Source organism: Bacteroides sp. AM32-11AC (assembly GCF_003603515.1).
GTDB classification, from domain to species: domain Bacteria; phylum Bacteroidota; class Bacteroidia; order Bacteroidales; family Bacteroidaceae; genus Bacteroides; species Bacteroides uniformis.
Window position 1 is genome coordinate 188,990 of record NZ_QTNH01000003.1, and the last position, 21,018, is coordinate 210,007.

Annotated in this window: 17 protein-coding genes; 8 read left to right on the forward strand and 9 right to left on the reverse strand. The window is 48.9% G+C overall.

Translation table 11 applies throughout. From position 1 onward, the window contains the following. Nucleotides 1-16: 16 nt before the first annotated feature. Entirely contained in the window at nt 17-868 is an 852-nt protein-coding gene (locus DW800_RS04670) for a PepSY-like domain-containing protein (RefSeq protein ID WP_165859887.1), read from the forward strand. A gap of 208 nt (nt 869-1,076) precedes the next feature. On the opposite strand, the gene DW800_RS04675 is transcribed toward DW800_RS04670, so the two are convergent. Beyond that, on the reverse strand, nt 1,077-1,517 hold the full coding sequence (locus tag DW800_RS04675; RefSeq protein WP_009037613.1) for a DUF6078 family protein: 441 nt from the start codon (nt 1,515-1,517) through the stop codon (nt 1,077-1,079). A 246-nt stretch (nt 1,518-1,763) separates the two neighbouring features. Here DW800_RS04675 and DW800_RS04685 point away from each other — a divergent pair, with 246 nt between their 5' ends. The 3 genes from DW800_RS04685 (at nt 1,764) to DW800_RS04695 (ending at nt 4,526) form a co-directional block, all read left to right on the forward strand. Further along, a complete protein-coding gene (locus tag DW800_RS04685) occupies nt 1,764-2,672 on the forward strand; it encodes a DUF6268 family outer membrane beta-barrel protein (protein WP_119957839.1) in 909 nt (302 codons plus the stop codon). A 65-nt stretch (nt 2,673-2,737) separates the two neighbouring features. Beyond that, the gene (locus DW800_RS04690; protein WP_117703809.1) at nt 2,738-3,496 is read left to right on the forward strand and encodes a LytR/AlgR family response regulator transcription factor; all 759 of its coding nucleotides are present in this window, start codon (nt 2,738-2,740) and stop codon (nt 3,494-3,496) included. Between the two features lie 10 nt (nt 3,497-3,506). Next, nucleotides 3,507-4,526, forward strand: a complete 1,020-nt coding sequence (locus DW800_RS04695; RefSeq protein ID WP_117703810.1) for a sensor histidine kinase — start codon at nt 3,507-3,509, stop codon at nt 4,524-4,526. On the opposite strand, the gene DW800_RS04700 is transcribed toward DW800_RS04695, so the two are convergent. Further along, on the reverse strand, nt 4,513-5,445 hold the full coding sequence (locus DW800_RS04700) for an acyltransferase family protein (protein ID WP_117703811.1): 933 nt from the start codon (nt 5,443-5,445) through the stop codon (nt 4,513-4,515). The genes DW800_RS04695 and DW800_RS04700 overlap by 14 nt on opposite strands. A 168-nt stretch (nt 5,446-5,613) precedes the next feature. On the opposite strand from DW800_RS04700, the gene DW800_RS04705 reads away from it, so the two are divergent. Next, nucleotides 5,614-7,674 (forward strand): acetate--CoA ligase family protein, encoded by a 2,061-nt coding sequence (locus DW800_RS04705; RefSeq protein ID WP_117703812.1) that lies wholly within the window; start codon nt 5,614-5,616, stop codon nt 7,672-7,674. Between the two features lie 66 nt (nt 7,675-7,740). Here the strand turns inward: DW800_RS04705 and DW800_RS04710 are convergent, their stop codons facing one another. From DW800_RS04710 to xerD, 4 genes are all read right to left on the reverse strand, one after another. After that, the gene (locus DW800_RS04710) at nt 7,741-9,279 is read right to left on the reverse strand and encodes a YifB family Mg chelatase-like AAA ATPase (protein ID WP_117703813.1); all 1,539 of its coding nucleotides are present in this window, start codon (nt 9,277-9,279) and stop codon (nt 7,741-7,743) included. 37 nt (nt 9,280-9,316) lie between these two features. Then, nucleotides 9,317-10,390, reverse strand: coding sequence for a TlpA disulfide reductase family protein (locus DW800_RS04715; protein WP_005834368.1), 1,074 nt, complete (start codon nt 10,388-10,390; stop codon nt 9,317-9,319). 111 nt (nt 10,391-10,501) lie between these two features. Then, a complete protein-coding gene (locus DW800_RS04720) occupies nt 10,502-12,196 on the reverse strand; it encodes a tetratricopeptide repeat protein (protein WP_057088716.1) in 1,695 nt (564 codons plus the stop codon). A gap of 136 nt (nt 12,197-12,332) precedes the next feature. Next, nucleotides 12,333-13,286: a site-specific tyrosine recombinase XerD gene (xerD, locus tag DW800_RS04725; RefSeq protein WP_005830767.1), complete on the reverse strand. Its 954-nt coding sequence runs from the start codon at nt 13,284-13,286 to the stop codon at nt 12,333-12,335. 118 nt (nt 13,287-13,404) lie between these two features. Here xerD and aroQ point away from each other — a divergent pair, with 118 nt between their 5' ends. The 3 genes from aroQ to DW800_RS04740 all read left to right on the forward strand — a co-directional run bounded on the left by aroQ (nt 13,405) and on the right by DW800_RS04740 (nt 16,050). Further along, entirely contained in the window at nt 13,405-13,824 is a 420-nt protein-coding gene (gene aroQ, locus DW800_RS04730; RefSeq protein WP_005834372.1) for a type II 3-dehydroquinate dehydratase, read from the forward strand. Nucleotides 13,825-13,844: 20 nt separating this feature from the next. After that, nucleotides 13,845-15,302, forward strand: coding sequence for a pyruvate kinase (pyk, locus tag DW800_RS04735; protein ID WP_009037618.1), 1,458 nt, complete (start codon nt 13,845-13,847; stop codon nt 15,300-15,302). Between the two features lie 118 nt (nt 15,303-15,420). Then, entirely contained in the window at nt 15,421-16,050 is a 630-nt protein-coding gene (locus tag DW800_RS04740) for an O-methyltransferase (protein ID WP_005834376.1), read from the forward strand. Between the two features lie 8 nt (nt 16,051-16,058). On the opposite strand, the gene DW800_RS04745 is transcribed toward DW800_RS04740, so the two are convergent. The 3 genes from DW800_RS04745 to DW800_RS04755 all read right to left on the reverse strand — a co-directional run bounded on the left by DW800_RS04745 (nt 16,059) and on the right by DW800_RS04755 (nt 20,831). Beyond that, nucleotides 16,059-17,294 (reverse strand): FtsX-like permease family protein, encoded by a 1,236-nt coding sequence (locus tag DW800_RS04745; protein ID WP_005830763.1) that lies wholly within the window; start codon nt 17,292-17,294, stop codon nt 16,059-16,061. Further along, nucleotides 17,294-17,626: a 30S ribosome-binding factor RbfA gene (gene rbfA, locus DW800_RS04750; protein WP_005834378.1), complete on the reverse strand. Its 333-nt coding sequence runs from the start codon at nt 17,624-17,626 to the stop codon at nt 17,294-17,296. Before rbfA ends, DW800_RS04745 begins: the two co-directional genes overlap by 1 nt. A gap of 694 nt (nt 17,627-18,320) precedes the next feature. After that, on the reverse strand, nt 18,321-20,831 hold the full coding sequence (locus DW800_RS04755; RefSeq protein WP_117703814.1) for a YfhO family protein: 2,511 nt from the start codon (nt 20,829-20,831) through the stop codon (nt 18,321-18,323). Nucleotides 20,832-21,018 lie beyond the last annotated feature (187 nt).

Sequence of the window (21,018 nt, forward strand, 5' to 3'; positions counted from 1 at the left end):
AAAAAACGAAATGACTATGAAACTGGAAAAGTACTTCTTATTATTGGCGTTAGGCGTGTTTGCCTTTGCCTTGCAAAGCTGTGATGATGACGACAACGACGGAATCTCCGTGCCCGCGGAACTGAGTAATGCGTTGGCCAAGGAGCATCCCAATGCCCAGCGTATAGAATGGGAAACAAAAGGTGCATATTATGTGGCTGATTTCCATGAGGACAATTTCGAAAAGGAGGCCTGGTTCACCAAAGACGGTGTATGGCAGATGACCGAAACCGACCTCCGTTATGCAGACCTTCCCGCTCCGGTGAAAAGCTCTTACGAGAGTAGTACCTATTATAATGTATGGAAGGTGGAAGATGTAGACAAGCTGGAACGTAAGGAAATGGCTGTTGTCTACATCATCGAAGTGGAGAAAGGTAATCAGGAAATGGACCTCTATTATTCGGAGGACGGCATTCTGGTGAAGGAAGTGGCCGATGCGCACAACGGCGGTTCTCCCGAAGATTATCTCCCTTCTGATATTTCCGCTGCCATCAAAGATTTTATAGCAGAGAAATATCCCAATGCCCGCATTGTGGATATTGAAAAAGAAAAGAACGGTATGACGGAAGTCGAAATCGTGCACGGAAGTATCAGCAAGGATGTGATGTTCACCGCTGAGGGTGCATGGGCCTATACTATCTGGGATATCAGTAAGAGACATCTGGAGGATGTAGTGAAGAACGCCGTTACGGCTGCCCATCCCGGTTATGTCATTGATGATGCCGACTTTATTGAGACTCCCGATGGCAGTTACTTTTTGGTAGAGATGGAGCAAGGGGAAAGGGAAATCTACGTAAAGGTGACAGCGGAAGGTGAAATACTGCCATAATCTTATACTGAATACTTCCCTTTAAATCAGCGTATTGTATTTACCGCTTGTTTACCTTCTAATGTAAAGCCGTTTACCATAGGGTGTAACGGCCGTTACTCCATATTGTAACGGTCGTTACACCATAGTGTAAAGCCTTTTACCTCGTAGTGTAAATGAAGTTACCGTTTGGGGTAACCGGAGTTATCATGTGAGGTGACCGGAGCTGTCATGTGAAGTCGTACTCTTCTACATAAGCGTCGAAGTACTCCGTCCGTTGGAGTCCTAAGTTACGGGCAATTGCAATGACTTGTTGCTGCTCGGTTGGTGAGAGCAAAGTTTCCCCTTTCCGCTTCTGATAATATCTTCGGATACCCCATAAGCCGATGAGCCGGTAGCGGAACGTGCCGGACTGGCCGACAGAGATGGCTTCTGCCGTATGGATAAAGCCTTTGGCATAGCGCACTTTCTTATTCGAGCAATAATATTTGCATTTTCCCGCTGTGGACTCTATTGCTTTCGGATTCAGTACATATAGGAAGATGTTGTTTGAGGGTGCATACGTATATGCAATCCGGCGCAGGCAGGTGTCAGTATAAGGGCATGTGTCAGTAGCGCATAAGCCGAAGTTATGGGGAACTTTGGAATAATCGAAAGTTTCTTCTTTCATCATTTTTTTGTTTAAAGTTCCGCAAAGGTACAATTAGTTTGGAGATTGATGGGTGCTTCACCTGATATTTGTTTTATCCCGAAAATATTATGTATTTTACGTAACGTGAAATGCGTAACGTAAAACATGGAATCATTCCGCCTTCCGGTTTCCGCATTTCGTCCTCCCCATTCCGCACCCCGTCCGTAAATGCTTCCCGCTTACTTGCCGCAGGACTATATTTGCAGAAAACATTTGCATATTCCCATGAGGACAAACTCTGTGATTCTATTGGTGTTGTGGCTTGCGGCGTGGCCGTTCTGCTGCCGGGGGCAAGGCTATATCAGTTACGACTATCTGCCCGAAAGTTCGTTGAAGGATGACCTCGGCAACGAGTATGGTTCGGGCAGCCTGATGATGGTATCGGGAAGGTATAACCTGCCGCTTTCCGTCAGGCATGACGACAAGGGCAGGCTGGTGGCGTGGTCGGCAACCGTCAATGCTGCCTATGGCGTATTCCATAATAAGGGGCAGGCGCGGGAGTTGAATCCGGACAATCTGCTGAATGCCAGTCTGAATATCTCCCACATCCGTCCCCTGTCCGACAAGTGGAGTATCATAGCCTCTGTGGGCGGCGGTGTCTATGCCTCGTTGGACGGGGTTTCCATGAAGACCCTACTGGCTAATGGAGCAATCATCTTTGTCTATAAACTGCGGAAGAACCTCGACTTGGGCATCGGTGCGGGGTTGACGAACTCTTACGGTATCCCGATGATACTGCCCATGATGTACTTCAGTTGGAGGAATGCCGGCAGGTATGAGCTGAAAGTGGATATGTCCAGCGGCATGAAAGTGTCCGTCGCCACCTGGCTGAACAAGAAGCTGAAGCTGGAACTGACCGCCCTCGATATGGACGGCATGTCTGCCGTGATGGAAGTCGACGGGAAATCGAAAATCTATTCTACCGTCATGCTGAGGTCATACATCAGTCCTTCGTACCAGTTGAGTAGGAAGACGGCTGTTTATCTGGGAGTGGGCGGTAACTGGATACGCGGAATAAGTATGTCGGACCGTAGTTTGAAAGGTTTTCTCAATAACTTCAAGAACGATGAGGACGAGCCTTGCTTCAGACCGACTCTGCGCCTGACGGTGGGATTCAGGTATACGCTGAAATGACAAATGCCATTTTAGTAAAGACAAGAGGTAAAATAGTATCTTTGTCGCAATAACAGACACGTTTTATGGTAAAGTATTTATTAGTAGAAGATGAGCGCTTCGCCTACGAAGAGCTGAAGCGTATGATGCAACGGCTGCGCCCTTCCTGGCAGTTGGCGGGCTGGGCAGAGAGCGTGGAGCAGGCTGTACTGCTCTTGCGTCAGGGCAGCCTGGACTTGATGATTGTAGATATCCGCTTGTCCGACGGGTTGAGCTTTGAGATATTCGAGCAGTGTCCCGTCGATTTGCCCGTTATCTTCACCACCGCCTACGACGAATATGCCATCAAGGCTTTCAAGGTAAACAGCATCGACTATCTGCTGAAACCCATTGAAGAAAGCGACCTAGAAGCAGCCTTGTGCAAGTTCGAGCGCAACAGTGCCCTCCGTACTGCGGCTCCCGAATATCGGCAACTGGAACTCGGCTACTTGGCAGCCAACAAGAAGAACCGTTTTCTGGTGCAGGTGGGCGATACCTTCCGCTACGTAGAAACTCCGGATGTCGCTTTCTTTTATAGTGAGGACAAGCTGACTTATCTGCACCTCTTCTTCGGGAAACGGTATATCATCAGCTACTCGCTGGACCAGTTGGAGGGAATGCTGGATAGGGATGTTTTCTTTAGGGTTTCAAGGAGCTGCATATCCAACATTAGGTCCATCCGGAAGAGTTCCAGGTACTTCGGCAGTCGCTTGAAGCTTTACTTCGAGCCGGAGTGCCCGCACGAGGTATTGGTGAGCCGCAGTCGCGTGGCCGATTTCTTGAAATGGGTGGACGGAGTGGTATGAGTTATAAGTTATGAGGCATAAGAGATACATATTCCTTTTTATACTGACGGTTTCCGTCTCGTTGCTTGTCATAGGGTGCGTTTATAACGTCATCAGCGGTAAGCCGTGGTATGCGAATATCATGGTGCAGTTCTTTCTGAATCTTCCTTTGTGCATAGGGCTGGGGTTCATCGACTTTGGGGTTATCAACTTGATATATAAAAGACTGAAACAGCGCAACAATGCGGTGAGGATTCTGGTGGATATTGTGTTGACCACTGCACTGGTTGTTCTGTTGACGTACATCTTGAACTTCCTGCTGATGGGCGGGCATGGAAATTTCTGGCATATCTTGAGAAGCTCCCTGCCGGTAGTGCCGTGGAACTGGATTATCGTTCTGCAGATAGAGATATTCTTCTATAGCCTGCAACGTTCGGAGATGGAGAAGCAGATGGCTGTCATCGAGAAGGAGAAGGCGCTGTATCAGTTCGAGGTGCTGAAAAACCAGATTAATCCCCATTTCTTATTCAATAGTCTGAATGTCCTTGCCTCCCTTGCTTATCAGGATACCGAAAAGACGAACCGGTTTGCCAAGAAGCTGTCTACGGTGTACCGTTATCTGCTCACTACGCATGGCAGAGCTACGGTGACCGTGCAGGAAGAACTGTCGTTCGTAGAGTCGTATTTATACCTGGAGCATATCCGCTTTGGCGATGCGCTGCATGTGGAGATAGAAGATGATTTGCGGAATCATCATTGTCTCGTCATTCCTGCCAGCATACAGATGCTTGTGGAGAATGCCTTGAAGCATAATATCAGTACAAAGAAGTCGCCGCTGATAGTCCATATATCCATAGGAAACGAAGGGATTACGGTACGCAACAATCTTCAGTTGCGCAACTATGTGGCCAGTAATAGAGCGGGATTGAAGAACCTGCAACGGCAGTATGCCCTATACGGCACGCTGGTGGAGATTCTTAAGGACGAAAAGGAGTTTGTGGTGAAACTTCCCTTTGTGGGCGAAGACGTGAACCGTCTCAGCACAATATAGTCCTCTTCCCGAAGAAGAATCTGGAAACGTGCATCTTGTCCATAGCCCACGCCATACCCATGCAGCCGCTAAGAGTGAAGGCGGTGGCAGTGACAAGGAACAGCATCCCCGTAGGGTCGAAGGCGAACACGGACAGGAACGCCTTGGACAGAATGGTGAAAATGGGTGAGAAAAGGAGTATGACCAGCGTATTGCGCCCTATAAAGAAGGAAAGCCGTTTGGCTTGTACCGGCAGATAGCCGTAGGCTGCCAACAGCAGGCTGATGGAAAGCCAGGTGATGGCGACTCCTGCCAGAGTACCCCTATCCAGATTGGCGGGAAAACAGCATAGTATTACGAATGGAACAATGGCGAAGGTTGTGGCGCGAAAGACTTGTGTAAAACGAAGCCCGCTTTGGCTCACTGTCATGCCGATAAGGAAATAGAGGGCATTGGAGAAGTTCATCAATCCTCCCCAATAGGAAAGGGCAAACAGGCAGACACCGGCCACAACCAGCCGGGAGACAACCGACAGCCGTACATAGCGGAATGTGATATAATAGATGAGGCTGCACAGAATCAGTGTATGCAGATACCAGTAAGGCCCCATCGGATGGAGGAATATCTTGTCGAGCAATATAGCAGGAGTAATGGCATCTACACTTTCGCGTACGGGCAGGAAATGCGACATCACCGTATAGGCCGCCTCCATGCAGGCATACGGAATGAAAATCCATAGAAACTTGCGGAGAAAGCTCCGGGCATCCTTCCGATTATTGGCCAGATAGCCCGAAATAATCAGGAAAGCGGACATGTGGAACGTATAGACGATTTGTTTCGCATACGGATACTTGTCGCCTATGTATACAAGGTGGAAGATAATCATCAGGGTGATGAAGATGCATTTCAGATAATCTATCTCTTTGACACGGCTTTCCATATAGGGTAGTTTTCTGCGTATTGTTATTGATGGCACAAATATATATACTTCCGTAAACTTATTTATATTTTGCAAAGGGATTAAGCTTATTTTCTCTTTTACCGATTGCTTTTATGCATGGAAAATGTATATTTGTGCATGAATCATTAACTTAATGTAAAACAGACTATGATAACAAGCCAATTACTTCACCCGGCCAGTATTGTGGTAGTGGGGGCATCCAACAATGTACACAAACCCGGAGGGGCTATCCTGAAAAATCTGCTTAGCGGCGGATATACCGGTGAGCTTCGTGCCGTGAATCCGAAAGAGACTGAAGTGCAGGGTGTTGCTGCCTTTACGGATGTGAAGGACATTCCCGATACGGACCTTGCCATCCTTGCCATACCTGCCGCGCTTTGTCCCGATGCGGTGGAGATGCTTGCTGCGGAGAAGCAGGTGAAGGCGTTCATTATCCTTTCTGCCGGTTTTGGTGAGGAGACCCATGAGGGTGCTGTGCTGGAAGATCGCATACTGGAAACGGTGAACCGGTATGGAGCCTCTCTGATAGGCCCCAACTGTATCGGTTTTATGAACTCGTGGCATCACAGTGTATTCAGCCAGCCCATCCCGCAACTGCATCCGCAAGGGGTAGACCTGATTTCCAGCTCCGGTGCCACAGCGGTGTTCATATTGGAGAGCGCCGTGACCAAGGGATTGCAATTCAACTCTGTATGGTCTGTGGGCAATGCCAAGCAAATCGGCGTGGAGGATGTGTTGCAATACATGGACGAACACTTCAATCCGGAAGCGGATTCCAGAATAAAACTTCTTTATATAGAGAGTATCGGTGACCCCGACCGTCTGCTGTTTCATGCATCCTCGCTCATCAAGAAGGGCTGCAAGATTGCGGCCATCAAGGCGGGCAGTAGCGAAAGCGGTAGCCGGGCGGCGAGTTCGCATACGGGGGCCATTGCCAGTAGCGATTCGGCGGTAGAGGCCTTGTTCCGTAAGGCGGGTATTGTGCGTTGCTATTCGCGCGAGGAGCTGACGACCGTAGGTTGTATCTTCACACTGCCGGAACTGAAAGGGAAAAACTTCGCCATCATTACCCATGCCGGCGGTCCGGGAGTGATGCTGACCGATGCATTGAGTAAGGGTGGACTGAATGTTCCGAAACTGGAAGGACCGGTGGCGGAGGAACTTAAGGGTAAGCTTTTCCCCGGTGCGGCTGTGGGGAATCCCATTGATATTCTGGCTACGGGTACGCCGGAACATCTGCGCCTCTGTCTGGAGTATTGTGAGGAGAAGTTTGACAATATTGATGCTGTAATGGCTATTTTCGGCACTCCGGGGCTGGTGACCATGTTTGAAATGTATGATGTGCTGCACGAGAAGATGCTGCATTGCAAGAAGCCGATTTTTCCGATTCTTCCTTCCATCAATACGGCGGGAGCCGAGGTTGCCGCTTTCCTGGCAAAGGGCCATGTGAACTTTGCCGATGAGGTGACTCTCGGCACGGCACTTTCGCGGATAATGAATGCCCCGCGGCCTGCCAATAATGAAATCGAGCTCTTTGGAGTGGATGTTCCCCGTATCCGCCGGATTATAGATTCCATTCCTGCGGACGGTTATATCGCCCCGCACTATGTGCAGGCATTGCTCCGCTCTGCAGGTATTCCTATTGTGGAGGAGTTTGTTTCGGACAACAAGGAAGAAGTGCTTGCCTTTGCGCGTCGCACGGGGTTCCCGGTGGTGGCAAAGGTGGTGGGGCCGGTGCATAAGTCGGATGTGGGCGGTGTTGTGCTCAATATCAAGAGTGAACAGCATTTGGCATTGGAATTCGACCGTATGATGCAGATTCCCGAAGCTAGTGCTATCATGGTGCAGCCGATGTTGAAAGGGACGGAATTGTTTATCGGTGCCAAATATGAAGAGAAGTTCGGACATGTGGTACTCTGCGGCCTGGGCGGTATTTTTGTGGAGGTGCTGAAGGATATATCTTCCGGTCTTGCACCGTTGTCCTACGAGGAGGCTTACTCCATGATTCACTCGTTGCGTGCCTATAAGATTATCAAAGGTACGCGTGGGCAGAAGGGAGTGAATGAAGATAAATTTGCCGAAATTATTGTACGGCTTTCCACCTTGCTGCGCTTTGCAACGGAAATCAAGGAGATGGATATCAATCCATTGTTGGCGACTGAAAAGCAGGTGATAGCGGTGGATGCGCGCATTCGGATAGAAAAATAAGGGTTAGAGATTAGGGATTAGGGATTAAAGGGGCTGACTGTTAATCGCTCACCGCTAATCCCTTTTTCATCCTGCCCAGTCCTCCCTATCCAGATTTCTATATCCGATAGCTTCCGCCAAGTGTGCCGGCTGTATCAATTCGCAGCCTTCCAGGTCGGCGATGGTGCGTGATACTTTCAATATACGGTCGTAGGCGCGGGCCGAAAGGTTTAGGCGGTTCATGGCAGTTTTGAGCATGGCAAGTCCTTTGTCATTCGGACGGGCGTGGCGAGCAAGCAGTTTACTGTTCATCTGGGCATTACAATATATGCCGGGAATGTCTGCATACCTTGCTTCTTGAATTTGTCGGGCACGTATCACACGCTCGCGTATGGTGGCGCTCGATTCGCCGGGGCGAGAATCTGCCATCTCTTCAAAGGGGAGTGGGGTGACTTCAATTTGCAGGTCGATACGGTCGAGCAAAGGTCCGGATATGCGGTTCAGGTACTTTTGTACTTGTCCGGGACTGCACACACAAGCCTTGGTGGGATGCGTGTAATACCCGCATGGGCACGGATTCATAGAGGCTACCAGCATAAAACTTGCCGGATACTCTACATTGCATCGGATGCGTGACACGGTAATCTTCCTATCTTCCAGCGGTTGGCGAAGAACCTCCAATACGTTGCGGCTGTACTCTGGCAGTTCATCAAGATATAAAATGCCGTTATGTGCCAGACTGATTTCACCGGGTTGGGGGAAACTTCCTCCACCGGTCATTGCTACCGTAGAAATGGTGTGGTGAGGGTCGCGGAACGGGCGTTTCGAGATGAGCCCACCGTCTTTGCCCAACTTTCCGGCAACAGAATGAATCTTGGTCGTTTCCAGACTCTCTCCCAAAGAGAGGGGAGGAAGTATAGATGGCAGACGCTTGGCAAGCATGGACTTACCGCTGCCCGGCGAACCGATGAGAAGTATATTGTGGCTGCCCGAAGCAGCTACCTCCAAGGCTCGTTTCACATTTTCCTGTCCTTTTACTTCTGCAAAGTCGAAATCGAAGTTGCTCTGCTGGGAATAGAATTCCTCGCGGGTGTTGACTAACGTAGGGGTTAATTCCTGCGTGCCATTAAAGAATTCTATAACTTCCTTGATGTTTCCCGCTCCGTACACTTTCAGATTGTTTACTACTGCCGCTTCGTGGGCATTCTGTTGCGGTACAATCATACCCTCAAACCCCAGTTCTCTGGCCTTGATGGCAATGGGGAGTGCTCCTTTGATAGGTTGCAGGCTGCCGTCAAGGCTTAGTTCACCCATCAGCAGATAGCGTTCCAGCTTATCGGACTGGATAACTTCGCTGGCGGCAAGTATGCCGATGGCTAAAGGTAAATCGTAAGCTGCACCTTCCTTGCGGATGTCAGCCGGAGCCATGTTGATGACAATATTGCTGGTCGGCATCCGGTAGCCGTTGACCTGCAAAGCAGATATGATACGTTGATGGCTTTCTTTGACCGCAGAGTCCGGCAAACCGACTAAATAGAACATACAGCCTCTGGAACTGTTGACTTCAATGGTGATGAGGGTTGCGTCAATACCTTGAACAGCCGCTCCAAAAACTTTTATGAGCACGTTTTTAGTGATTAGGGGTTAGTGATGGCAGGATAGGCTACCGTCGGTTTTGTTTTTTGAGTTTCTTTTCACTCTCTTTCTTCTCTTTTTCCTTTTGCTCTATCTCCTCCAGTTTCTTTTTGATGTCTTCCTCACTCATATTCTTCCCTTCAATTTTTCCGGAAGGGCTAAGGAACAGATTGGCAGGCAATGCTTGTATGGCGAGCTGTTTGATGGGCGCTGTGTTCCATCCGGAGAAATCACAACTCTGTTCCCACTTCAGGGTATCTCTTTTGATTGCTTCTTCCCATTCCTTTCTGTCGATATCCAAGGAAATGCCCCAGAGTGCGAATAGCTTGTTCTTTTCTTCTTTCTTGTAAATCCGGCGCAGGGCAGCGTTGGCTTCCATGCTTTGCGGGTCCCAAGATGCCCAAAAATGTATCAACAGATATTTGTCCTTAAAGCTAGTACGGCTGATTTGTGTGCCTTTGGCATTGGGCAGGTTGACGTAAGGGATGGTTTTCCCGACGGATACCTTCTCTTCTTCTTGGATAAGGTCAAGCAGTTCGTCCACATATGGGCGGTCTTTCAGGCCTCCGGTCATGTGTTCTGTCATTTCTTTGATTAAGGAGAAGTCCGGTTGCGGTTTTTGCACGAAATATTTCTCCAGCAGATAGATACTTACCAGTGAAGAAGGATGGCTGTTGATGAAGGCTTCTGCTTTTTCTTCCAATGCTTTCTCCGAGGGAGTACTCAAACCTTTCAACTCTTTCTGAAAGGCGGTCAGTTCTTCATTGGGAACATTCCCCGTGATTTCCAGTGAAGTAAGTTCGGCGGCAGAACCTTTTATCTTTATGTTGTCTCCTTTGTCCAGGTAAAGCGGATATTCCGTACCGTCACTGAATTGCAACCATGTAGAGGCAAGTGTGTCGGTGGTGAGGGTTGCAGAGAACTTGTCATCCTTGACAAGCAGAGTGTCCATACGGTTATAGAACTTGTCCGTACCATATATATAAAGGGTATCATTCCCCAGCCCTTTGATTTCACCATTTAGGTAGACTGAATTTGTATTTTTGCTGCCGCAGGCAGACAATATAATAAGCAGAAGGTATGCAAGATAGATTTTCTTCATTCCGGTTCTTTTTCTGATACTTCGTCGCGAAAATACTTCTTTTTGGTGTGAATAAAAAGAAATGCCCGACATATTTCTATGCCGGGCACGTTCTTTTCAATCTAACCTTTATTATTTGATGATATTCATAAAGTCAGTGTTAGTGAAGTATTTGGCGAATTCCAGGTCAGAAGCAGCCTTCTTTGCCAAAGCCGGTTCTTTTGCAATGGCATTCTTCAGACTGCTGGTTACCATAGATGTATTGTTGGTTCTTGCGCCAAGTACAGCCATCAGGTAGTCAGTATAAGCGTCTGGTCTTTCGATAGCAGCCAGTGTGTTCTTAGCCTTGTTGTAGTCCTTAGCCAGGATTTGTGCCAAAGCAGCGCTGTTAGTCTTAGTGTCGCCAAATGAGCTGACAGCCTTGTCGTACTGTCCTTGAGCAACATACAGATTACCCAATGCCTCGTTCAGTTCCTTAGAACCGGAAGCCTTGCTCAGATAGCTTTCTGCTGCTGTTCTGTCGCCCTTGGTCAAGGCAATCAGACCGAGATTCATGTTTGCTTCAGGAGCATCCTTGATGGAGAGAGCTTTCTTGAAGTAGCTTTCAGCCTTGTCAAGATCACCAGCCTGATAAGCCAGTTTACCTAAGTTGTTGTAAGCACGGAAATCGTTCGGGTAGATTTGAGTAGCTTTTGTGAAGATGGCTTCTTGCTTGGCAGCATCTTTAGTCAAGGTGGTGGCATACAGTAATTCTTCGATGTTCAGCTGCTTGGCATCGCTGTCGGCGAGGTTTGCGATTTCTTCGTCAGACTTACCGATGATTTCGTAGTTCAAAGTCAGGCGTGAACGACGCAGTTGCGGCAGGATTTCGTCAGCCAAAGTCTTATAAACAGAAGAGATGTTCTTGATTTCTTGTTCTCTTTGTTCAGGATCCTGATACATGGAAAGAACGCGAAGAATCAATTCTTTATCTTGGATGTTTGATTTGGATACCAGTTCCTGGAAGCCTTCCCAGTCCTGAGCCGTATACTTGGTGTCTACTGCTGCATTGATTTTTGCTTTCTTCAAATCTCTGTTGATGATTTTAGCCGTGTTGTCCTGGCGGTTCTCAGCCAGTGTAGTATTCAAGCCTACACCACCATCGGGAGAAGCGTATGCGGAGATTTCGATGTTGCTGATTTTCTTGTTTTCAGCTTCGTCTATGTTTTTCACTTCTTTGCCGAATTCTTTGGCAGTCTTCAATTCGCTGGCGCGTACGTTGGCTTGTTGAATCAAGAACATGATGTTGGCGTCATGCTTTTCTTTGATGATACGTTGGAAAGCGTCGTCACCATTGGCGGGGTTAGCGCTGCCCAATGTTTGTTCCAGCATCTCAGAAGTGGAGATTACACCATCAGCTACTTTTACAGCAGGGATAGTGACAGTCTTTTTGCCTACTGTAGCCTTGAATTCCAGATACAGTTCGGATTTGGCCATTTCCGGTACATAGTCGAAAGATGTCTTCATAGTGTAGCTGCCGCCCATCTTGTAAGAGATAGTCTGGTCGTTACCTTCTACTTTTTCGCCCTGGAACACAGCCGACTGGCCTTTAGCTTCGCCGCCATTCCATTTCAGCACAGGGGTCACTTCTACCACAGCCTTCTTGTTGAAGTACTTTTCGGGGAATTTTCCGTTGATTGTAGCGGGAACTTTACCACCCACAGCTTCCAGAACTTGAGGAGTTACGGTGAAATAATCTGATGACAATTCACCCATCTTTTTGCTGCACGATGTCATTAATGCAACAACCATTGCCATTAAAAACGGCAGATACAATTTCTTAGTCATTTTAGGTATAAATTAATTGTTTGTAATTGAAATTTGTCTATTCCATTTTAGTGTGCTGTTTGGGCATGGACACAACAACGCAAAGATATTAAATCCTATTACAGTTTGTTAACTCGCGCAGCAATTTTATCATAATTTAATGAATTTCCCGCTCTTTGCGGTACTTTATATTGCGGGGATGATGTTCTATGATTTCACTGCGCAATCTGTGCCGGTCAATATGTGTGTAAATTTCTGTTGTAGCGATAGATTCGTGACCCAGCATACTTTGTATGGCGCGCAGGTTGGCGCCTCCTTCAAGCAGGTGGGTGGCAAAGGAATGGCGGAAGGTGTGCGGACTGATGTTTTTGGTGATGCCGGCCTTCTTCGCCAGTTCCTTGATGAGATGGAATACCATGATGCGCGAGATATTTTTGCCCCAGCGTGCCAGGAATACATAGTCCTCGAAGTCCTTCTTGATTTTCCAGCCTCCATTGCGGTCCACGAACCAGTTCCTTATCTCCTTGATGGCACGGGACGATATGGGTACAAGGCGCTGTTTGCTGCCCTTACCTTCTACCTTGATGAAGCCTTCGTCGAAATACAAGTCGGAGATTTTCAGGTTGCACAGTTCCGATACCCGTAGGCCGCAACTGTATAGAGTCTCGAGGATGGCCCGGTTGCGTTGCCCCTCGTTTGTGCCTAGGTCAATGGCGGAGATGATGCGGTCTATCTCTTCCACTGTCAGTACTTCTGGAAGCTTGAATCCGATTTTGGGTCCCTCCAACAGTTCGCTGGGGTCTCCCTCCAGGTAGTCGGCCATGACGAGGAAATGGAAGAATGACTTGATGCCCGACAAGATGCGTGCCTGCGAGCGGGGATGGATGCCGATGTCGTGCAGTCCGGAGGCAAAATGCTGCAAGTCATCCAGGGTAGTGTCAAGGATAGCGATACCCTCTCCTTCCAGAAAGTGCAGCAGCTTCTGTAAGTCTGTTTGGTAAGCATCCACTGTATTGGGTGAGAGTGCTTTTTCCAGTTTCAGATACTGGTGGTACTTTCTGATTATCAGCGTTTGTTTCTCCTTATTCGTGGATTTTTCTTCTGATTTCATTTCTTTTTTCTACCTTTGCTTCGCGAAAATAGGCTGCATTTCAGCAAATTGCAAATAAATTTGCATCTGCTTTCGGTTTGCACTATCTTTGCACCGCAAAGGTATAAAAAATTGTGTTATGAGGATACAGATTATTAACGGCCCCAATATAAATCTCTTGGGCAAACGTGAACCTTCCATTTACGGTAGCGTTACTTTTGAAGACTACCTTGCCGAACTCCGCAAGAAATATGCGGATGTACAGATTGACTATTTCCAGTCCAACATTGAGGGAGAGCTGATAGACAAGATTCAGCAGGTAGGTTTTGATGTGGACGGCATCATTTTGAATGCGGGTGCTTACACCCATACGTCCATCGCTCTGCAAGATGCTATCCGTTCGGTCACTTCTCCGGTGATTGAGGTGCATATCTCTAATGTACATGCCCGCGAGGCTTTTCGTCATGTGTCCATGATTTCCTGCGCTTGCAAGGGTGTCATTCTCGGTTTCGGGCTGAACTCCTACCGTCTGGCCATGGAGGCATTAAAAGATTATTAAATAAAATAGGTATATAGATTATGTTATTGAAGCAAACGAAGATTGTCGCAACGATTTCTGACCAGCGCTGTGATGTTGATTTTATAAAGCAGTTGTTCGATGCAGGTATGAATGTTGTACGTATGAATACTGCACATCTTGGCCGTGAAGGTGCCGAGAAGTTGATTAACAATGTGCGTTCGGTTTCCAACCGCATCGCTATCCTGATGGATACGAAAGGACCGGAGGTCCGCACGACGGTTCTGGCTGAGCCCATTCCTTTCAAGGCGGGCGACCGCGTGAAGGTGGTAGGCAACCCGGAGCAGGAGACTACCCGTGAATGTATCTCGGTATCCTATCCCCATTTCGTCAAAGACTTGAATGTGGACGGCCATATCCTTATTGATGACGGTGACTTGGAGTTGGTTGTTGTAGAGAAGACCCCCGACTACCTGCTCTGCGAAGTACAGAATGAGGCTACTCTGGGCAGCCGCAAGAGCGTCAACGTTCCCGGCGTCCGCATCAATCTGCCTTCTCTGACGGAGAAGGACCGCACCAATATCCTTTATGCCATTGAGAAGAACATAGACTTCATTGCCCACTCCTTTGTGCGCAATAAGCAGGATATACTCGACATCAAGGCGATTCTTGACGCTCATAACAGCGATATCCGTATTGTTGCTAAGATTGAGAACCAGGAAGGCGTTGATAATATCGATGAAATCCTGGAAGTAGCCGACGGTGTGATGATAGCTCGCGGTGACCTCGGTATTGAAGTTCCGCAGGAACGTATTCCGGGCATCCAGCGTGTGCTCATCCGCAAGTGTATTCTTGCCAAGAAGCCGGTGATTGTTGCCACACAGATGCTTCATACCATGATTTCCAATCCGCGTCCCACCCGTGCGGAGGTAACGGACATTGCCAATGCCATCTATTATCGTACGGATGCCTTGATGTTGAGCGGTGAAACCGCCTATGGAAAGTATCCGGTAGAAGCGGTGAAGACGATGACCAAGATTGCCGCCCAAGCGGAGAAAGACAAGCTGTCTGACAACGATATCCGTATTCCGTTGGACGAGAACAGCAACGACGTGACTGCGTTCCTGGCCAAACAAGCGGTAAAGGCTACCACCAAACTGAAAATCCGTGCAATCATCACCGACAGTTACAGCGGCCGTACTGCCCGTAACCTTGCCGCTTTCCGTGGCAAATATCCGGTGTTGGCCATCTGCTACAAGGAAAAGACCATGCGGCACCTTGCCCTTTCCTACGGTGTGGAAGCTATCTATATGCCCGAACTTGCCAACGGGCAGGAGTATTACTTTGCAGCCTTGCGCCGCTTGTTGAAGGAAGGCCGTTTATGTCCTACGGACATGGTGGGCTACCTGAGTAGCGGTAAAGCCGGTACGCGCACTTCTTTCCTCGAAATCAACGTGGTGGAAGATGCCCTGAAACATGCTGAAGATAGTGTGTTGCCCAACAGTAACAGATATTTGTAGGATAAGGGATTAAGGATAAGGGGTTAGGGATTAGCGGTTAATGATTAATTAATAATTGTGCGCAGAACTAACCCCTAACCCCTAATCCCTTATCCCTAACCTATAATCCATTAACAAAGTGACGATTGACGAATACATTTTGCAGCACATTGATGATGAGGGCGATTATCTGAAAGCGCTCTATCGCGACACGCATGTCAAGTTGCTATATCCCCGCATGGCTTCCGGACATTTGCAGGGGCGTATGCTCAAGATGTTTGTACGGATGATTCGTCCCCGGCAGGTGCTGGAGATAGGGACTTATAGCGGATATTCCGCACTTTGCATAGCAGAAGGACTGCCGGAGGGCGGGATGCTGCATACGTTTGAAATCAACGACGAGCAGGAGGACTTCACCCGTCCGTGGCTGGAGAATTCCGATTACGCGGATAAAATCAGGTTCTACATTGGCGATGCCTTGGAGCTGGTACCGCAACTGGACCTCACTTTCGACCTTGCCTTTATTGACGGAGATAAGCGTAAATACATAGAGTATTATGAAATGGTGCTCGCCCGCCTTTCCGGCGGTGGATATATCATTGCCGACAATACCTTGTGGGATGGCCATGTGCTGGAAGAACAACCCCATCGCACAGACCTGCAAACAATCAGTATCAAAGCCTTCAATGATTTGGTGGCGCGGGATGCGCGCGTGGAGAAAGTCATTCTTCCCCTGCGTGACGGATTGACGATTATCCGTAAGAAGTAACTGTTTTTTTATCTTTTTCTCAGCAGCCGCTTGCTGAGGTATCTCACCGGATACCATACGGACAAGAAGCCTACAGTGATGACCGTTAAGAATACCAGAATAATATCCGTGGCATGTACACTTACCGGATAAGCGTCCACTACAAAACTTCCATTGCCTCCCCCCAATGAAATCAACCCGAAACGTTGCTGCAGAAAGCACAGCAACAATCCTAAAACAATGCCGGAGAGGGCGCCGAATACAGAAATCATCCTGCCTTCGAACAAGAAGATGCGCGCTATGAGCCGGTCATCGGCACCCAGGTTGCGCAGTGTCTCCACGTCCTCCCGTTTGTCCAGTATCAGCATGGACAGCGAACCGATGACATTGAAGCATGCGATACCCAGAATGAAGGTGAGGAAGAGATAAGAGATAAGTTTCTCTATTTCCATGATGCGGAAAACATCGGCCTGCTGCTCGTAGCGGTTCTGTACAATGAACCGGTCGCCGAGAATGCCTGCTATTTTCTTTTGTACGGAGCCGATGTTGGAACCGGGTTTCAGTTTCATCTCGATGGCAGAGACTTCCGTGTCATAATTGAACAGACGGCGGGCAAAGTCGAGTGACGTCAGTATGTAGCGTGAATCGTATTTTTGCTGGTTGACGGCAAAGATGGCGCCGGGCGAGAAGAGATACTCCCGGTTGAAAGCCGCAGTGGGGTTGGCTATGTTTACCCGTACGTTCCGTTTGGGGGCATAGACCTGCAACGGGTCCACGAACTGAATGCCGGTGCCCAACTCGGATATAAGTTCCACACCCAGAAAACCATAGTCCACCACCGAGTCGCTCAGTAGGAACTTTCCCGTCCCATAGAGCAAGCTGTCGATGGATGTAAGCTGTTCGAAATTGTCCTCCACTCCCTTGATGACGGCCATTGCCTGGCGGTCCTTGTACTGCACCATGGCATTCTCTTCCAGTGTTTCCGTCCACACGTCAATCTCGGACAGGGCGTGTACTTGCCGGATGCACGCTTCGTGCGGGTCGAAAACCTTACCTTCGCGGACGGTGATTTTCAGTTCCGGGTCGAAGGCTGTGAAAAAGCCTGCCACCATGTCCTGAAAACCGTTGAACACGGACAAGGTGCATACCAACGCCAACGTAGCCAATGCCACTCCACACACCGAAATGCCGGAGATGATATTAATGGCATTGTGTTTCTTCTTGGAGAAGAGGTAGCGGCGGGCTATAAAGAAGGGAAGGGACATTATTTCAACAGTTCATCAATTCGTTCCAGATAGTCCAGTGAGTCGTCTACGAAGAACTTCAGTTCGGGGATAATGCGTAGTTGGTGGCGTACGCGGGTACCCAGTTCAAAGCGTATGGATTTCATGTTTCCGTTGATGTTCTTGACTATTTCTTCGCTTTTCTCCGAGGGGAATATACTGAGATAAGCGCGTGCCACGCTCATGTCGGGGCTGATGCGTACGGCACTGACGGAAATCAGTATGCCGGGCATGGACTTGGTTTGCAACAAGAAGATATCACTCAGTTCCTTCTGCAGGAGACGGGCTATTTTATTTTGTCTGGTAGTTTCCATACTGTTCATTTTTTTATGCTGGGGTGCAGCCTGTTTTCACGTTAGCAAAGTTACTGAAATATATCGTTCTGCCGACTGTTTATAGCTTTTTTTTCATTCTTTTCCCTATTGTAGGGTTCATTCTTTTCCGTTCTGTCGATGAGATATGCCTTTTCGTAGATTCTATTTGTTGTTCTTGTTATGCTTCCCTAACTTTGATGTCGGTTCGGAGAACTGCTGATGATGAGTGAAGAAGGAAGAGAACCATTCCGTTATAGAAGAGACTCTCTCTAAATAGCGTTTTTTCATGTATTATTGACTTGAACCGTTTTTACCCGGGAGGGTAGAAACGGTTTTTTTGCGCATCTGACCGGGCTTTCTTGTCTCTTGCATAGGCTTCCGTTGTGTGTTACATAGGCTTCTGTTGTGTTTTGCACGGTGGTTTGTCTTGAGAAGCCTTTGGGTTTATCATGTGCGCACGGCTGTGATACGCCTTTTCCACAGCGGTGAAGAAGACGTGCCACAGCTGTGAAGAATATGCTTCACAGCCGTGGTTTTTCATCAATATATAGGGGTTGACAGAACAGACATAAGGGAATGACAGAACAAACATGAGGGGATAACGGAACGGACATAAGCACTCGACGCATTCCGTATCAGGGTATGAATAGCGGAATGCGTCGAGTCCTTGTGGGGGAATGATATGATATTTTTTTTATGCCTTTACATACTTCCTTTTGGCTATCAGCACTGCCACGATGATACCTATCACCAGCAGTGCCAGTGCTCCGTAGGCGATGCCTTCCGTCACGTGTAGGCTGGTGGGGTCAAAGCGCATTTCGATGGTGTGCTGTCCGGCAGGAACATACATTGTGCGCAGGATATAGTCGGCGCGTGCCAGTTCGGCAGGCTGTCCGTCGATGGTTACGTGCCAGCCGTCCGGATAATAGATTTCGGAGAATACGGCAATACCGTCTTGGGCATTGTTCGTTTCGTACGTCAGGCGGTTAGGTGCGTAACTTGTCAGGCGGATGCTGGAGAGGCTGTCTTTATAACTTTCCGTGGTACCTTTCAGTACATCCTTGAAGCGGGCATCCACTACAGCTGTCTCCGTAGGTATGATGCTGTCCAGGGCGTCAATCTCTTCGTTGGCGTTGTTCACATACTGCACCTTGTTTACAAACCATGCATTGCCGTAGGCGTGCGGGTTGAGGATGGGAACGGTTTGTCTTTGCTGTCCTGCAGGGAAGATGAAGTATTTGGTGTTCAGCATGTTCAGTACGCGGAACTTATTGGCATCCACGCTGTCCATCTCACCTCCGGCGGTGGCAATGGCCTTGTAGGCCGCCTGCATTTCGGGAGAGATGTGATGCTCTATCATTTCCTGGTAGCGGCGCAGCTTGGCCGGGTGATAACCGCCGACGCTTTTGTGCCAGTAGGAGGTATTGTTGTCATCGAAGGTGCTGGTGGCAAAGTTCAATACACGATAGTCCAAGCTGGTATCTTGCAGTATCAGCTCGTCTGTATTCGTCTTGGTGAAGGTTTCCGTACGGATGGAGTGGGGCACGAACTGGGCATCATTCAGATAGCGCTTGTTGACCCCCCACATATCTGCCAGGCAGAGTATGGTGATACCTGCAATGGTCAGCGAGCTACGCAGCTTGCCGCTTGCATAGAGCCAGAGCAGGCTGCAGCCGATGCCTATGATGATGAAGCTACGCAGGGCGTCGCTGCTGACGAGTTCGGCACGCATCTCTCCCAAGTTGGCAAGGATGCCGGAGAGCTCGTTGGCGGGTATCATCTGCTGGTTGACGGCATTCTGCAGCATCTGTGCCTCTTGGGCGGGCACGTAGCCGGAGCCGATGCTGCCCGGGGCAACGGCAAGCAGCAGGGCGATGCCTGCAGTGAGCAGCAGGCTGATACCGAGGGGCTTCTTTTCCTGTTTTAAGATTTCCGGCTCTTCGAGCAGGCGTTTCAGGGCAAAGATAGCCAGCAAAGGTATCGTGAACTCTGCTATGACAAGGATGGAGGACACGGCGCGGAACTTGTTGTACAACGGGACGTTATCGATGAAGAAATCCGTCAGCGGCATGAAGTTCTTGCCCCAGGACAAGACGATGGAGAAGAAGGTGGCTCCTATCAATGCCCACTTCAACGGTCCTTTCACGATGAAGCATCCCAGTACGAACAGAAACAAGACGAATGCTCCGACGTAGACGGGACCCGACGTCATGGGCTGGGTACCGAAATATTGTGTCAGTGAGCCGTACAGACTGCTGTACATCGGGTTTGCCTTGCTCATGGCAGTTTCACTCTGGCTGAGGGCGGCAGATGCTCCGCCTTTGAAGTTGGGCACCAGCAGAGTCAGTGTTTCGTCGATGCCATAGCTCCACTGGGTGATGTAGTCGCGGTCCAGCCCGCTACTGGTCTGCTTGGCAGCGTCGCCGGTCTGCACCAGTTCGCTCTTGCCGCGCATGGTTTCTTTGCTGTAAGCATAGGTGTGATAGAGGTTGGATACGTTGGCGGCTATGCCGACGAGGGCTGCTACAATCAGTACGGCACTTGCCTTGAAGAACTGGGGCAATGTCTTGGTACGCCATGCTTTCTCGAAGTAGGCTCCCACAAAGAAAAGGATGACGAAGAAGAAGTAATAGGACATTTGCACGTGGTTCGAGGTGATTTGCAGGGCCACGAACAAGGCGGTGAGGATGCCTCCCCACAGCAGTTTCCCACGATAGGCGAGCACAATGCCTGCTATGGTGGGCGGCACGTAGGCAAGGGTGATGAACTTCCAGATGTGTCCGGCGGATATCAGGATGAAGAAATAGGACGAGAATGCCCACATGATACCGCCCAGTCCAGCCAGCCAGACCGGTATGCCGAAGACGCGCAGCAGGATGTAGAAGCCGAGCATCAGCATGAATGTGAGGCACACATAGTCGGGCAGGAAGAGTTGGTAGGCTTTCTGTACCCACTGCAGTGACTTGGTGGAGTCATACGAAGGGGCTATCTGATACATGGGCATACCGCCGAACAGCGAGTTTGTCCAACGGCTGCGTTCGCCCGTCTGTTCGTAATACTCCTTGACTTCTTGTCCTGCCCCTGCTCCTGCAGCCGTGTCGTGCTGAAAGAGAATACGGTTTTCTATATCCGCCGGGAAGAAGTAGGCGAAGGAAAGGAGGACGAATGCCAAGATGGCAATAAGGTCGGGAAGAAGCTTCTTCATGAGTTATAAGTTATGAGTTATCAATTAATCAATTGTGGGGCAAAGATAGTGCAAACCGAATACAGAACTTTCATGCTTGCATGAAAAAGTTTTGTTGAGGTGCAGCCTATCTTCGCTTTTGTGGCAAAGATACATAAATGCAGATTGTTATTGTCACGTTATCGGCAGAATGTTGTACCTTTGCCTT